General features: G+C 73.2%; 12 protein-coding genes and 1 pseudogene. 6 read left to right on the top strand and 7 right to left on the bottom strand.

Annotation, left to right across the window (positions count from 1 at the left end):
* The first annotated feature begins 14 nt into the window (after positions 1-14).
* From SCK26_RS03615 to SCK26_RS03605, 3 genes are all read left to right on the top strand, one after another.
* On the top strand, positions 15-884 hold the full coding sequence (locus tag SCK26_RS03615) for an MBL fold metallo-hydrolase (protein WP_318199784.1): 870 nt from the start codon (positions 15-17) through the stop codon (positions 882-884).
* Between the two features lie 570 nt (positions 885-1,454).
* The gene (locus tag SCK26_RS03610) at positions 1,455-1,691 is read left to right on the top strand and encodes a DUF397 domain-containing protein (RefSeq protein WP_318199783.1); all 237 of its coding nucleotides are present in this window, start codon (positions 1,455-1,457) and stop codon (positions 1,689-1,691) included.
* 45 nt (positions 1,692-1,736) lie between these two features.
* Positions 1,737-2,681, top strand: a complete 945-nt coding sequence (locus SCK26_RS03605) for a helix-turn-helix transcriptional regulator (protein WP_318199782.1) — start codon at positions 1,737-1,739, stop codon at positions 2,679-2,681.
* Here SCK26_RS03605 and SCK26_RS03600 read toward each other — a convergent pair.
* The 7 genes and pseudogenes from SCK26_RS03600 to SCK26_RS03570 form a co-directional block, all read right to left on the bottom strand.
* Positions 2,678-3,502: an SAM-dependent methyltransferase gene (locus tag SCK26_RS03600; protein ID WP_318199781.1), complete on the bottom strand. Its 825-nt coding sequence runs from the start codon at positions 3,500-3,502 to the stop codon at positions 2,678-2,680. The genes SCK26_RS03605 and SCK26_RS03600 overlap by 4 nt on opposite strands.
* Before the next feature lie 178 nt (positions 3,503-3,680).
* Positions 3,681-4,079 carry a hypothetical protein gene (locus tag SCK26_RS03595; RefSeq protein WP_318199780.1) on the bottom strand — a complete coding sequence of 133 codons (399 nt, stop codon included), beginning with the start codon at positions 4,077-4,079 and terminating at the stop codon, positions 3,681-3,683.
* Positions 4,080-4,706: 627 nt separating this feature from the next.
* The gene (locus SCK26_RS03590) at positions 4,707-5,687 is read right to left on the bottom strand and encodes a hypothetical protein (protein ID WP_412080830.1); all 981 of its coding nucleotides are present in this window, start codon (positions 5,685-5,687) and stop codon (positions 4,707-4,709) included.
* Positions 5,688-5,844: 157 nt separating this feature from the next.
* Positions 5,845-8,031 (bottom strand): bifunctional serine/threonine-protein kinase/ABC transporter substrate-binding protein, encoded by a 2,187-nt coding sequence (locus SCK26_RS03585; protein ID WP_318199778.1) that lies wholly within the window; start codon positions 8,029-8,031, stop codon positions 5,845-5,847.
* The gene (locus SCK26_RS03580) at positions 8,031-10,160 is read right to left on the bottom strand and encodes a bifunctional serine/threonine-protein kinase/ABC transporter substrate-binding protein (RefSeq protein WP_318199777.1); all 2,130 of its coding nucleotides are present in this window, start codon (positions 10,158-10,160) and stop codon (positions 8,031-8,033) included. Before SCK26_RS03580 ends, SCK26_RS03585 begins: the two co-directional genes overlap by 1 nt.
* Entirely contained in the window at positions 10,157-11,014 is an 858-nt protein-coding gene (locus SCK26_RS03575) for a hypothetical protein (RefSeq protein WP_318199776.1), read from the bottom strand. The genes SCK26_RS03580 and SCK26_RS03575 overlap by 4 nt, the downstream gene beginning before the upstream one ends.
* Positions 11,015-11,124: 110 nt before the next feature.
* Positions 11,125-11,582 (bottom strand): annotated as a pseudogene (locus SCK26_RS03570) (hypothetical protein); the annotation flags it as partial.
* A gap of 84 nt (positions 11,583-11,666) precedes the next feature.
* Here SCK26_RS03570 and SCK26_RS03565 point away from each other — a divergent pair.
* The 3 genes from SCK26_RS03565 (at position 11,667) to SCK26_RS03555 (ending at position 14,566) form a co-directional block, all read left to right on the top strand.
* A complete protein-coding gene (locus tag SCK26_RS03565; protein WP_318199775.1) occupies positions 11,667-12,095 on the top strand; it encodes a hypothetical protein in 429 nt (142 codons plus the stop codon).
* Positions 12,096-12,197: 102 nt separating this feature from the next.
* The gene (locus tag SCK26_RS03560; RefSeq protein WP_318199774.1) at positions 12,198-13,313 is read left to right on the top strand and encodes a PLP-dependent cysteine synthase family protein; all 1,116 of its coding nucleotides are present in this window, start codon (positions 12,198-12,200) and stop codon (positions 13,311-13,313) included.
* The gene (locus tag SCK26_RS03555; protein WP_318199773.1) at positions 13,310-14,566 is read left to right on the top strand and encodes an MFS transporter; all 1,257 of its coding nucleotides are present in this window, start codon (positions 13,310-13,312) and stop codon (positions 14,564-14,566) included. Before SCK26_RS03560 ends, SCK26_RS03555 begins: the two co-directional genes overlap by 4 nt.
* The last annotated feature ends 145 nt before the right edge of the window (positions 14,567-14,711 follow it).

The raw sequence follows: 14,711 nt of genomic DNA, 5'->3' as shown, positions 1-14,711 counted from the left end.
CAAGGAGGCCGGCCGTGGACGAATGGTATGTGGACGACCGCTGCACGAACTGCGACGTGGCCCGGCAGTTCGCGCCCGAACTGATCGAGGAGGCCGGCGGAACGTCGCGCATCGTGCGCCCGCCGGCCGACGAGGCGGAGAACCGGCGCCTGCACGCCGCGGTCTTCGCCTGCCACACCCGCTCCATCCGCCCGGTGACCGGCCGCGCGGACCGCTCGCTGGACCCGTTCCCACTGGCCCTGGACGACGGGGTGCTGATCTGCGGGCACAACTCGCCGCACACCGCCGGCGCCAACTCCTATCTGCTGCTCCGGCCGTCCGGCACCCGGATGATGATCGACACGCCGCGCTGGAGCACGGAACTCGCCGAGCGCTACACGGCCTCCGGGCCCGTCACCGATGTGCTGCTCACCCACCGCGACCACGCCGCACACGGCCGCCGCTACGCCGACCACTTCGGCGCCCGGCTGTGGATCCACGAAGGCGACCTGGACGCCGCACCGGACGCGGACCGGGTGATCCGCGGACTGGAGCCGCTGGAGATCGCCGAAGGGGTCACCGTCCACCCCCTGCCCGGACACACCCGGGGCAGCGTCCTGTATGTGGCCGACGACCGGTACTGCTTCACCGGCGACAGCTTCTACTGGTCGCGGACGACCGGGGACCTGGAGGTCGCCGAGACCGTGACCTGGTACTCCATCGAGGAACTGGCCGCGTCCCTGGCCAGGACGGCGGACCGGCTGCGGTTCGAATGGGTCCTGCCCGGGCACGGCGACCGGCGCCGTCTGCCGGCCGACGAGATGTCCCGCCGCCTGCACGCCCTGGCCGAACGCACCCGCCTGCTCCACCCCCGGCCGATCGACTTCAAGGCGATCCGCTGGTAACGGCCGGGACCGCCGTCGCACACGCCTCGCACCACGTACGGCAGAACGCGCTCCGGGAGGAGAACGGTTTCGTCCGTGGGCGACGACACCACGGCACGAGGACCTACTCTGCCGGCAGCAGCCGCCGGGCCCACGGGGCTCATCCAGGTCCTTCGAGCACCTCCGCGCCCGGTTGCCGCACCGGTTCGTCCGGCCTCCCCACCGAGGCGGCCGGCGTCGCTCGGCCGCCTCGGTGGGGAGGCATCAGAGCGGGGGTGTCCAACAACTCCCGGGCCGCCGACACGGCTTCGCGGCATACGGATTCAACTGCCCGTCCACACCGGCGAACAGCACCGGGCGCACCGGCCCGCCCTCTCCCCGCTCCACGTCACACGGCACTGGCCGGTCCGGTGCGGATCACCCGAAAGTGGGTCGCCGTGTTCGAACGGGGCGGCCGCTAATTCCGATACGGTGAGGGTCGTGCAATTGCATCACGGGATTGCATGGCGTCTCCGCCTGCCTGTTCAAAGAGTTGACGGCATGGTGGCGAGAAAATCGGATAATCGCATCGCGACTTCAGGAGGTGTGCGCATGCAGAACTATTCGAACGGAGTCTCCGCCGCTTCGATCGAGGCGGCGTGGGTGAAGAGCAGGAAGAGCAGCGCGAACGGCCAGTGCGTGGAACTGACCAGGCTCCCGGACGGTAGGGTGGCGGTCCGGAACTCCACGGACCCGACCGGGCCGGCCCTGATCTTCAAGAACGCGGAGTTCGAGGCGTTCGTGCACGGCGCCAAGAATCAGGAGTTCGACCATCTGATCGACGGTTAGTCGGAAGTTCATTCGAGGGGACACGCGGTCTTCTGGCATGCCATCATGGAGGCATGCTTTTCCTTGATTGGAGGCCGCGTGTCCCTTGAGTCCGAGGGCGTCGTCCCGCTTTTCCAAGGGCGCCCGGTCGCTGAGGTCGTCCCGACCGTCGCCGGGTTATTGCTCGGGCACCGGCTCCGCGAACTGCGGGGCAAGCGCACACTCAGCACCGTGGCGAAGGCGATCAACGCGTCCGTCTCCAAGATCAGCCGCCTGGAGCGGGCCGAGAGCCCGCCGGACCTCAGGGACATCGGCGAACTCGCCCGTTTCTTCGGCCTGGCGGAGGAAGACCGGCTGCTGCTGCTGGCCTTCGCCCAGCGAGCCACCGAACCGGAGTGGTTCGAGCGGAAGTTCTCCGACTGCGCGGCCCACTGGATGAAGCGTCTCATCGGACTCGAATCACAGTGTTCGGTGCTTCAGACGTTCGAGGCTTTCATCGTCCCGGGGTTGATCCAGACTCCGGAATACGCGGAGCGGATCATCCGGAACGGCTTGGGTGAGGCACGGCCGACGCGCGAGGTGATCGGTTTGCGGACCGAGCTGCGACGCGAGCGGCAAGAGCGGTTCTTCGGCCAAGGGGCCTCCTCGCCCTATGCCGCCTTCCTGCTCGACGAGAGCGTCCTTTACCGCGTTGTCGGCGACAGGGCCGTCATGCGCGGCCAGGTCCAGAAGCTCATCGACCTCACGCACGATCCCCGGGTCTCCATTCGCATCGTCCCGCTCGCCGGCACGGTGGTCTCCAACCACGCCTCGATGACGCACCTGACCTTCGAGATGGGCGATCTGCCTCCGATCGTCTATGTGGAGGGCAACGACAGCGCGGACTACCACATGCAGACACGGGACGTGGAACGGTTCGCGACGCTGCTCCTGCGCCTGAGCAACGACTCCGCGCTGAGCCGGGAGAAAACGCTGGAACTGCTGAAGAAGGCGCGCGAGCACTACGCCTAGGCTTCCTTCGTGGCCGGTCGCGGAGGGACCTCCGCCATGCCGCCGTAATCCGTCCACTCGACGCTGCGATCGTGCCGGCGCAAGTCGGAGTCCGGTCTCCAGTCGGTGACGTCCACGAGCCCTGGCGGATGAACGACCAAGTCGTCGAAGAAGCGGTCGACCTCCCACTTCTCCCGGACTCTGCCCCACTGGTCGCCCGTCTGTTCCCGCATCAGTTCGGTGACCTGCTCGCGAAGACCGCGATTGTCGCTGACGAGGTGGCAGATCACGACGAAGCTGCCCGGCCGGAGTCTGGCGACGACCCGGCGGACGATGCCCGCGGGGTCGTCCCTGTCCTTGACGCAGTGCAGAACGGAGATGAAGAGGGCAGCCGCGGGCTCTCGCAGATCGATCAGCCGGCCGAATTCCTCTCTCTCGAAGATGGCCTCCGGTTGCGTCATATCGGCTTCGATGATGGTGGTGCGGTCGTTCGAATCGAGAATCGACCGGCCGTGTGCGAGGACGACGGGATCGTTGTCGACGTAGACGACCCGTGCCTCGTGATGAACGGCCTGCGCCACCTGGTGCACATTGTTCTGGGTGGGCAGTCCGGAGCCGAAGTCGACGAACTGCCTGATGCCGTGTTCCTCGGCGAGTGCGTGTACGACGCGTTCAAGGAACCAGCGGTTGTTGCGTGCCAAGGCCCGGCTGGTCGGTGCGTGTCGTAGAAGTTCCTGGCAGGCCAGGCGGTCCGCCTCGTAGTTGAAGTTCCCGCCCAGCAGCCAGTCGTACATTCTGGCCGCGCTGGGAACGGACAGGTCGATGGGTCGGTTTTCGGCCAACGCGCATGCCCTTCCTGGTCGAGCCCCGATCTCTCCAGGGAATGAGCGGCCATCCTAAGAGGGCACGACAAGCTCCACCACCGCGCTTTGAGGCGAGGGTGGCGTGAAGGGTGGCGCGTATGGGGCGCGGACGTGGTGTTCTCGGGATGAGACACCGTCACCGACCGTGCCTACCGACCTACGAATGAGGGACGACTTCCTCCAAGTGTTCGAGCGCTTGAGGTGGACAGTGGCGTATGGCGGCGCGCAGGCCGGCCGCGGCGATCGGGCGGTCTATCCCCATGACGTCGGCCGTGGCGTCCAACGGCAGGCCGAGCCGGTAGCTGAGCAAGGCGATGTCCGCGATGTCCGGCGCGCAGTTCTCGTAGAGACGGTCGACGGGGCTGTCACGCTCGGTGCGCAACGCGGTGACGTGGTGCCGGAGTTGCCTCCATGCTCCTGTCGCGGGGCAAGGCTGGCGCAGAAGGTCCGCCCACCGTCTGCGTACGGCGCGGAGGGTGAAGTCGACGGCCAGCCGGGACGGGGCATCTTCGTCCAGGCGTGCTCGCGCGTAGCGGTAGTAGAGCTGCCCGTACAACTGTATGAACGCTTCGTATTCGAGGCCGTGGCAACGGTGTGACGTCGGGAGCGGCTGGCCTGGAAGGGAACGCAGATTCGTATTCCGCACGGGACCTCGGGGCGGTGGTGGCATATGCCGACGTGAACGTGTTGCGAAGGATCACGCTTGCGAGTGCCTTAGCCTGCGAGATCACCCCATGGGTGAAAGGGCGAACTGATACCGTGCAATTGCCCGGAGAGCCACCAGCGCTCTCGGCGAATCGGGTTGGGCATGGCGCTTCCTTACTCGACTCTTTCGCACCCCGGGATCGGCGGCATCCGATTCCTGGGGCGGGCCCATGTGACGTGGAGCAAGGATGACGCTACCGGCAGCGGTGCCGCGATCGGCCCGGAAAGCGGGTCTGTGCAAAGTCAGATTGTCGGTGCCCGTGCCGGTGGCTCCGTCGGCGGACTTTCGGCGAACACCTGGTCGAGTGGGCCGTCTTTGTTCGCCTGCCGGTGCATCGGGTGCCGACGCGACACCGCCCCCGGGCCGGTCGTCCGGCAGGGGGCGGTGGCTTCGGTGTGCGTGCGGGGAGCGGGTCGCCGTGGCTCACCCGATGCGGCCGGGGGCGGTGCGGCACCGCCCCCTTCGCGCTCGGCGGGATCAGAACTCGTCGTCGCCGAACTCGGCGTCGTTCAGCTCCGGGCTGCCGAGGAAGCCCTGCATCATTTCCTTCAGGTCCAGCTCCTTGGCGCCGGCCGGAGCGGTGGGCTTGGTGCCGTCGCTCAGCCGCAGGGTCAGGCCCAGCTTCTTCACCTTGGGCGTCTCGGCCAGCTTGGCGAGGTCCACGTCCATCTCGGACAGCTCGCCGTCCTCGAGCGTGAAGTCCGCCGTCACCTTGGCGTCGGGGGCGTCCTTCAGGTCCTTGTCCGTCGGCAGGTCCATGCCCGGCGGCAGGTCCTTCGCCAGCGGGCGGATCTCGTGGAGCAGCTTGGTGATCAGCGTGCGGAAGGGAGCCGTGGCGGTGACGTGCTCGGTGCCGCCGTCCCCGTCGGTCGTCTTGAGGTCCACCTCGCGGGCGACGACCTCGCGCAGGGACTTCATCAGCTTCTTCTGCGTCTTGGCGTCCAGCGACGGGGCGGGCGAGGGGCTGTCCTCGTCCTCCTGGCCGGACAGGCCGGCCTTCTCCATCTCCTTGGTGTCGAACTTGACCCACTTGCCCTGAAGGACGTCCTTGAAGGCACCGGCCTCCGGGGGCAGGTCGTCGGCGGGCGGCACGGGGCTGCCCGTCAGCTTGCCGATGGCCTTGACGTCGGCGCGGATGTAGGCGTAGTCGCCGATCACCCGGTACTCGGCGAGGTCGCCGTCCGGGTAGCTGACCTTCATGGCCATGCCGACGAGGTCCTTGTCGCCGGAGTCGGCGAGCGGCTTCTTCGACTGCATGGTGAGCGTGATCTTCGCGTCGCTGAGCAGCTCGGCGACCTCGTCCGGGATCTCGTCGCCGGGCTCGGGGTCGGACTTGGCGTCCAGCGCCTTCAGGGTCGCCGCGTCCGTGTCGAGGTCCAGCTCGAAGGAGAGCGTCTTCTTCTCGCCGAGTTTCTCGAAGGCCCGGTCGAGCTTCTTGCCGGCGGAGAGCTGCTCCACGGTTCCGCAGGCGGCGGAGCCCGCGAGGACGGCACCGACGACGGCGGTGGCGGTCAGGGTCTTGCGTATGGCGCTGATGATGGTCTCCTTGTAGACGCGACCACGGTGTGATCGATCAGAAGACTCACAACCCGCCCACAAGGTTGCACCCCATTTTTCATCCGCGTCCGGTGATCCGGTCGTTCCGCCCGAGGAAACGGAAGGAGTTCCCTTCCGCCCGGTACAGGAAATACCCGGCATCCCGCTGTACGTCGATGCCCTGAGGGCTGTCGGCGGTGAAGCGGAGGGTCTTGGCCAGTCCCTGGTAGGTGAGGTCCGACAGCCGCTGCGCGACCGCCCCCGGGGTGGCGCCGGCCGGGTCGTCCAGCGACTCCAGGGCCCGGGCGACGAGCCCCACCGCGTCGTACGCCTCCGCGGCCCAGCGGCCGGGCGCGGTGCCGTAGGCGGCGCGGTGGGCGGACCGGAAGGCGCCGGAGACGCTGTCGGGGTCGGTGAACGGGGCGCCGAACACCCAGCCTTCTCCCGCCGTTCGGGCCTCCTGGAGGAAGGCGGGGCGCATCAGGTGCCAGGTGCCGAGGCGTGGTCCGGTGAAGCCGGCGTCCGCGAGGGCGCGGGCGCAGCGCGCGCCGCGCCGCGGCGATGTCCCGGTGAAGACGACGGCCTGGGCCCTGGCGGCGAGCGCGGCGCGGACGGCGGGGGAGAAGTCGTCGCTGCCGGCCGGCACCGGATACACGCGGACCGAGCCCTCGTGGGGCGGACGCCGGACGAGCGCGTCGGCCAGGTCGGAGCCGGTGCGGCCCGCCGCCCGGTCGTCGATCACGGCGGTGCGGTCGGCCGGCCGTACGGCGGTCAGGTACGACGTCAACGGCAGGGCCAGCAACTGCTCCGGGGCGCGGGTGACCCGCAGGATGTCCCATTCCTCCTCGCCCAGCCGGGGATCGTCCACGGAGATCAGGACCATGGCGGTGCGCGCGGCCTGGTAGCGCGGTCCCGCGGCCAGCGCCGCCGCAAGGGTGTTGGGTCCGAGGACCGCGCTCACGGCGGCTCCGGCGAAACGCTCGGCGGCCTGCCGCGCCCGGGTGGCGTCGCCCCGGTCGTCGAAGGTGTCGAGGGCGAGGCGGAAGGCGACGCCCGCGCGCGCGTTGTGGTGCGCTACGGCGAGACGCGCGCCGCGCTCCTGGGCCGCGCCGTCCGCCTTGTCCCGGCCGGACAGATCCGCCTGGAAGCCGAGCGTGCGCACGTCCGGCCCGCCGCCGGACGCCCGGCCGGACCTCGTCAGGTACGCGGCGGTGCCGCCGCCGACGGCGAGCACGGAGGCCGCCGCGCCGCCCAGGACCAGCATCCGCCGCCGGGCCGGCGGACGGTCCTCGGCCGGGGCCGGCGGGGCCTGGGCGGCGACGGTCGGCGTCGCGGGGCGCCGGGGCGCGGGCACGTCCAGCGCGCGTGCGGACCGTTCGGCGACCAGCCGCAGCACGGCGGGCGGCAACCAGCCCGCCTCCCGCCCGCCGGCGGAACCGGCATCCCGCGCCAGTGCGGTCCGCGGGTCGTGGAGCGCCGCCTTGACCCGCGCGGCCGTCGGGCGGCTGGCGGGGTCCTTGGCCAGGCAGCTCGCGATCAGCGGACGCAGCCCGGCGGGTACGTCCGTCAGGTCCGGCTCCTCGTGCACCGTGCGGAACAGCACCGCCGCCGCGTGCCCGGTGCCGAACGGGCGCCGGGCCGAGGCCGCGTACGCCAGCACGCAGCCGAGGGAGAAGACGTCGCTCGGCGGACCGGTCTCCTCGGCGCGGGCGCGGGCCTGTTCCGGCGAGAGGAAACCGGGCGTGCCCACGACGGCGTCGGGCGCGGTCAGCGCGGTGGCGCCGGCGGCGAGGGCGATGCCGAAGTCGATCAGCCGGGGACCGTCGAGGCCGAGCAGGACGTTGCCCGGCTTCACATCGCGGTGCACCAGACCGGCCGCGTGCACGGCGGTCAGCGCCTCGGCCAGCCGGGAGCCCAGCACCCGCACCGAGGCCACCGGCAGCGCTCCATGGCCGTCGACCGCTTCCACGAGGGAGGGGCCCGGCACGAACTCCGTGGCGAGCCAGGGGGCCCGGGCCTCCGGGTCGGCGGCCACGACCGGTACCAGCCACCGCCCGGACAGGCCGCGCACGGCCGTCACCTCGCGCCGGAACCGGGCGCGGAAGGCCGGGTCCGCCGCGTGCTCGGCGCGGATCACCTTCAGCGCCAGCGGCGTTCCGCCCGGGCTGCGGGCGAGGTAGACGACGCCCATCCCGCCGGCGCCGAGCCGGGCCAGCAGCCGGTGGCCGCCGATGTCCTCGGGGTCGTCCGCGGCGAGCGGGCGCATCAGAACGACGCCTCGCCCGCGTAGGCGTACCGGCCGTCCGCCACCTCGTAGCGGAACAGGTCGTAGCCCTTGAGCTGCTGGTGCTCGTCGAACGCGTAACTGCGCACCAGCCCCTTGTACGGGCGCTTGGCCAGCAGGTCGTACAGCCTGGTCCGGGAGGGCCGGGCGCCCGCGCCGGCGACGCGGTCGATGACCATGCGGGCCACGTCGTAGGCCTCCGCCGCCCAGTACGGCGGCGGGGAGCCGTAGCGTCCGCGGTAGGCGGCGGCGAAGCCGCGTACCCGCGCGGCCGACGGGTCGATGTACGGCGCGAAGACCTGCCAGCCCTCGGCGGCGGGGCCGGCGGCGGCCAGGAACTCCCGGCCGGCGGCCGGATAGCCGAGGACGCGGACGCCGGTGAAGCGCCGCGCGGCGAGGGCCCGGGCGACGGCCGCGGCCCGCGCCGGAGTGCCCGTGTAGACGAACCCGTCCGGCTTCCGCGCCAGCATCTCGCCGACCACCGGGGCGAGATCGCGCGCGAGCCGGGGTACCACCCGTGGCTCGGCCCGGAGCCTCGCGGCGCCGAGGGACTGGAACGTGGTGTGGCCGAGCTGCCAGGACGCGATGCCGCCGTCGCGGTCGATGAGGACGCCCGCGCGTTTCGCGCCCGCCTCGGCCAGCCGGAGGGCGATCAGCGCGGGCGACACCATGTAGCCGGGGACGGCCTGGAGGAAGTGCCGGGGCTGCGCGACGCCGTACACCGACTGCGCGGAGGAGGCCGTCAGCTGGGGAACGAGCTGCGCGTCGTACGGGGCGAGACTGGCGCCGGTGGTCCGGTCACCGGTCGAGCCTATGACGGCGAGCAGATCGCGGTCGGCGGCCAGGGACCGGGCGGCCCGCACCGCGCGGGTCTCGTCGCCGCCGTCGTCGGCGACCGCGAGGGTGAGCGTGAAGGGCTTGTCCCGCCGCGCGTTGAACTGCTCGACGGCCAGCCGTACGCCGCGTTCCTGGGCCTGTCCGACGGCCTTCTGAGGTCCGGTCAGGTCCGCCTGGACGCCGAGCAGCCAGCGGCGGGCGGCGGGGCCGGGGTCGTCGTCGCGGCCGCTCGCCCAGAAGGCGGCGCCACCGCCCGCCGCCAGCAGGGCCGCGCCGCCGAGGAGCAGGAAGCGGCGGCGGCCACCCGGACGCGGTGCCTGGTCCGTGTCTCCGGCCACGTCCGGCGGCGGCCCGTCCGTCGGCGCGTCCAGGGCCGTCGCCTCGATGTCCGGCAGCGCGAGTATCGCCGCGGAGCGGTCCGCGACGAGCCGTACGACGTCGTCGGGCAGCCAGTCGGCGGTGTCGCACGGGGTGTCCCCGCCGAGCGCCGCGTCCACCTCGCGGGCGGTGGGCCGGTCGGCCGGGTCCTTGGCGAGGCAGCGCTCCAGCGGCTCGCGCAGGCCGTCGGGGAGGCCGTCGAGGTCCGGTGCGTCGTGCACGGTGCGGTAGAGCAGGGCGTCCACGGCCCCGGTGCCGAAGGGCGGGCGTCCGGTCGCGGCGTAGGAGAGCAGACAGCCGAGGGAGAACACGTCGCCGGCCGGTGTGGCGGGACGGGCCCGCGCCTGTTCCGGCGCCAGGAAGCCCGGGGTTCCGACGACCACGCCGGCCGAGGTGAGGGCCGTCTCGTCGGCGGCGCGGGCGATGCCGAAGTCGATCAGCCGGGGGCCGTCGAGGGCGAGGAGGACGTTGCCGGGTTTGACGTCGCGGTGCACGAGCCCCGCGTCGTGCACGGCGGTCAGCGCGCGGGCCAGCATCCGGCCGAGCACCCGCACCGCGCGCGGCGGCAGCGGACCGCGGGCGGCGACCGCCTCGGCGAGCGAGGGGCCCGGCACGAAGGCGGTGGCCAGCCAGGGCGCGGGCGCGTCCGGGTCGGCGCCGGTCACCGGCACGGCCCAGGGACTCGCCACCCGGCGGGCGGCGGCGACCTCGCGGCGGAACCGGGCGCGGAACTCGGGCCGGTCGGCGTACTCCGGCAGGATCACCTTGACCGCGGCCAGTTCCCCGGACCGCGCCCGGCCGAGGTAGACGACGCCCATGCCGCCGGCCCCGAGCCGCGCGAGCAGCCGGTGCCCGCCGATCCGGGCGGGGTCGGAAGGACGCAACCCCTCGGTCATCGCGAGCCGTCCTCGGATCCGGTGGTCCGCGGCGTCGGAGGCGGAGCCGTGGTGGCCGGCGACCGGCGGGCGATCGCGGCGCGGAGGCCCGCGCGCATGGTGGCGTGCGGCGCGCGCAGCAGGTCCAGCAGCCCGGGCCTGGACCAGCCCTTGGCGCCACGGGCCGAGACCGCGAGGGTGAACTGGCCGATGCGGGTCTGCTCCCAGACGTACGGGTGCGGTCCGCCGACATCGGCGCCGGTGTACGTGCCGGACTCGGCCAGGAAATCGTCGGTGAAGCCGTTCCCCGAGTCGCCGAGGGCGTTCGGCACGTCGGTCAGATCCCGGAGCACCTCACCGGGGCCCAGTAACTGCGAGGGGCAGCGCATCATCTCCTCCAGGACCTCGGCGTTCTCCCAGTCGGCCTGCTCGGCGCTCCGGTGCACCGTGACGACCGCGCTCAGGCTCAGCGGGCCCTTGCCGTCGCGCGCCGGGATCTCGTAGTGGCGGGTCAGGCTGGCGAGGACGTCCGCCGGGAGCGCCCGCTGCTCCCAGACGCAGGTGTCCCCGAGCACCGCCCACCGGCGCGGATCGCTCTCGTACGGTGCGCGGCGGACGGTGTCGGGGCCGAAGGCGGAAGGCCGGAGGATGATGTCGCGGATCAGGGCGGCGGCCCGGGCCGGGGTCCGGGGGAGTTTGGCCGGGTCGGCGTCCACCACGGCGCTGGGCGACGGACCGGTACTCCCGGTCCCGCCGCTCTCCGTCCCGGCCGCCGGCCGCCCGGGGCCGTCCCCGCCGGAGGTACAGCCGGCCAGCAGCAGGCCGCACACCGCGGCGGCGCAGCCGAGCCGCGCCGCCGTCCCTCCCCGCACCATAGCGCCCCCCGGAATCACCCGATCCTCATGCGTCGAGCCTCATGCTAGGCAACAACGGCCGGGCGAAGGACGGTAGTTGACGATCGCGTGGCCCGGCTGTGCCACGGCTGTCACAGAGTCCGGACGGTGTCACCGCCCGGTGCCCCGGCCGTGCTCAGTGGTTGTGTCCGGAGTGCTTCCCGGGCTGCGCGGAGGCCGTCGCCGGGCTCGCCGGCCGGGTGCACGTGCAGATACCGAGGTTTTTGGAGCGCAGTGCCACCGGGTGGCCGTAGGCGGGCGCCGAGACAGGGCTGGAGGTCGTGGCGGCGGCGCCGGAGGTGGTGAGGCCTTCGCCGCCGGTGGGTGTGAAGTCGGCGAAGACCCGGCAGGCACCGGCCTTCGGCAGCGTCACGGGAGTGGACCAGGTGCCGTCGGCGGTGCGGGCCGGGTGCGGATGCCGATAGCGCGTCAGGTCCCTGGAGGCGACGATCAGGTGCAGCTCCTCGGTGTGCTCCTCCCGGCAGGAGGTGAGCGAGCGCCCGGTGGCGTCCCGTACGACCGCGAACCGCAGGTCGGGCGCGGGACGGCCGTTCTCGCCGGTCTGCGACTGCCGGGCGGGCGGCGGGCGTGCCGCGATGTGACAGTGGGTCACTATCCCACTACCCTGCGGCATGTGATCGGGTCATGGGGCAGCGGCGACGGACGCGCGGGGCGCTCCCGTCGTGCCGCCCTGCTGATCGGGCTGGTCCTGGTGATCGCCGCCCATCTCACCGGTTCGGCGCAGGCCTGCTCCTTCCGCGGGCCCGGCCCGGCCGCCGCACCGGCGCGGGCCGCCGCGCACCCGGCGGACACCGGCCACGACACGGGTCCGACCGGGCCGCCCCGGCACCGGCACGCGGCGGACGGTCATCCGGACCACACGGCGGACCGCCCGCGGGCCGCCCTGGACGACACCGGGCTCGCCGACGAGACACATCCGCCGGTGCCGCCGGCCCTTCCGCGCGCCTGCCCGGCGCGCTCCGCGGGGCACAAGCCCCCGAGTCCTCCGCGCGGCCGCGTCGGCGGCCCCTCGCTCGCGGCCGTCCGCGTCCTGCGGCAGTAGGGCGGCGCCCGCCCGCCCCGGTCCGGGGCGCGCCCGCGCGCCATGCCCCCACTCGCACAGCGCCCGCCGTACCGCGGCCGGGCGTGAAGGAGCCGTACCCCCATGCCCCTCTCCCCGCTCGCGCCGCTCGGAACGCCCGCGACCCGCCCGCCGGCCGCCCGGCACCCCGCCCAACTCGTCGGCGGCACACCGGTCCTGTGGGTGGACGAACCCTTCGCCCCGCCCGGCCGGGGCTTCCACGCCAAGCTGGAAGGCGCCAACCCCGGCGGCCTGAAGGACCGGCCCGCCCTGCACATGGTCCGCGAGGCCCGGCGCCGGGGCGACCTCGTGCCCGGCGCGCCGATCGTCGAGTCCTCCAGCGGCACCCTCGGTCTCGGCCTGGCCCTGGCCGGGCTGACCTACGGCCATCCCGTCACCGTCGTCACCGACCCCGGCCTGGAGCCTCCCGTGGCCCGCCTGCTCGCCGCGCTGGGCGCGCGGGTCGTCCGGGTCGCCGCGCCGCACCCGGAGGGCGGCTGGCAGCAGGCCCGCCGGGAACGGGTCGCCGAACTGCTGGCCCGCACCCCGGGCGCGTACTGCCCGGACCAGTACCGCAACCCCGACAACGCCGCCGCCTACCGGCCCCTCGCCGCCGAACTGATCGCCCAGCTCGGCCGCGTCGACGTGCTGGTGGCGGCGGTCGGCACGGGCGGACACTCGGCCGGGATCTCCGCCGTGCTGCGCGAGAGCCGGCCCGGCCTGACGCTCATCGGGGTGGACGCGGTCGGCTCGGCGATCTTCGGCCAGCCGGCCGGCCCCCGGCTGATGCGCGGGCTCGGCTCCAGCATCCATCCCGGCAACGTCGACTACGCGGCCTTCACGGAGGTTCACTGGGTCGGTCCCGCCGAGGCCGTCCGGGCCTGCCGCCGGCTCGCCGGCCGCTATGGCGTCTCCGGCGGCTGGAGCGTCGGGGCGGTGGCGCTGGTGGCCGGCTGGGCGGCCCGCACCCATCCCGCGGGGACCAGGATCGCCGCCGTCTTCCCCGACGGCCCGCACCGCTACCTCCAGACCGTCTACGACGACGACTGGTGCCGTGAGCACGGGCTCCTCGGGCCCGCCCCGCCGCCGGAGCCCGACGAGATCGCCGAACCGGACGCGCGCGTGGTGACGCGGTGGACGCGGTGTTCCCGGGTCCGCGATCCGCTCGCCCGCGATCTGGCGAAGGCAGGCGTCCGATGAGGGGGCCGTGGGCCCGGACGGCCGGCTTCGGCCGGCCGGCCCGGTTGCTGATGGTGAACCAGTTCGGCATCAACCTGGGCTTCTACATGCTCATGCCCTACCTGGCCGACCACCTGGCCCACGGCCTCGGCCTCGCCGCCTGGGCCGTCGGTCTGGTCCTGGGCGTGCGCAACGTCTCCCAGCAGGGCATGTTCCTCCTCGGCGGGACGCTCGCCGACCGCTACGGCTGCAAACCGATGATCCTCGCCGGATGCGCCCTGCGCGCCGTCGCGTTCGCCCTGCTGGCGGTGGCCGGTTCGCTGCCCGCCCTGGTGGCGGCCTCGGCGCTGACCGGGCTGGCGGGCGCCCTGTTCAACCCGGCCGTGCGCGCCTATCTCGCGGCCGACGCGGGCCAGGAGCGGCGGGTGGCGGCCTTCGCCGTCTTCAACGTCTTCTACCAGGCGGGCATCCTGGTCGGCCCGCTCGCCGGACTGGCCCTGCTGGCCTTCGACTTCGGCGCCGTGTGCACGGTCGCGGCGGCCGTCTTCGCGGCCCTGGCGGTGCTCCAGGCCCGCGCCCTGCCCGCCCGGCCCCCGGCCGGCCGGGATGCCGGACCCGCCTGGCGGGCGGTCGCCGCGGACTGGCGCACCGTGGCCGCCAACCGCCCCTTCCTGCTGTTCGCCGCCGCCATGAGCGGCTCCTACGTGCTGGCCTTCCAGGTGTACCTCGCCCTGCCGTTGCAGGCCCGGGAACTGTTCGGCGCGCGGACCGGAATGGTGACCGGCGCCGTCTTCGCCGCCTCCGCGCTGGCCGCGCTGGCCGGACAGCTGAGGCTGACCGCGTGGGCGCAGCGCACCCTGCCCGGGCCGCGTGCCGTCGTCTCCGGCCTGACCGTCATGGGCGCCGCCTTCCTGCCCCTGCTGCCCCGGACGCACGGAGCCGTGACCGGGGTGGCCGTCCTGACGGTGTGCGCGGTGCTGCTGGCCTGGGGCGGGGCGCTGCTCTACCCGTTCGAGATGGACACCGTGGTCCGGCTCTCCGGCGACCGGCTCGTGGCCACCTACTACGGCGCCTACAACACCGCCTCCGGCATCGCGGTGTCGCTCGGCAACCTGGCGGTCGGGGCGCTGTTCGACACCGGCGTGCGGTGGCTGCCCTGGGCGGTGCTGGCCGCGACCGGACTCGGCTCGGCGGCGCTGGTCGCCGGGCTGAACCGAGCCGGACACCTGGCCGCGCGGCCGGTCCCGGCAGCCGGACGACTTGCCGCTGGATAGGGGTACGGGGGTGTACCCGTGCTTCGAGGGACGCGATGCCGCTGCCGATGAAGGTCTGTCCGGACGGGACGTCCTCCGGGCCGACGGCCAGGGCCGGGCGCGGGAACCGGTCGAACAGCGCGGGCAGCGCGATCCGGGCCTCCGG

This window comes from Streptomyces sp. SCL15-4 (assembly GCF_033366695.1).
Lineage (GTDB): Bacteria > Actinomycetota > Actinomycetes > Streptomycetales > Streptomycetaceae > Streptomyces.
This window is presented reverse-complemented; position numbering and strand designations above follow the sequence as displayed.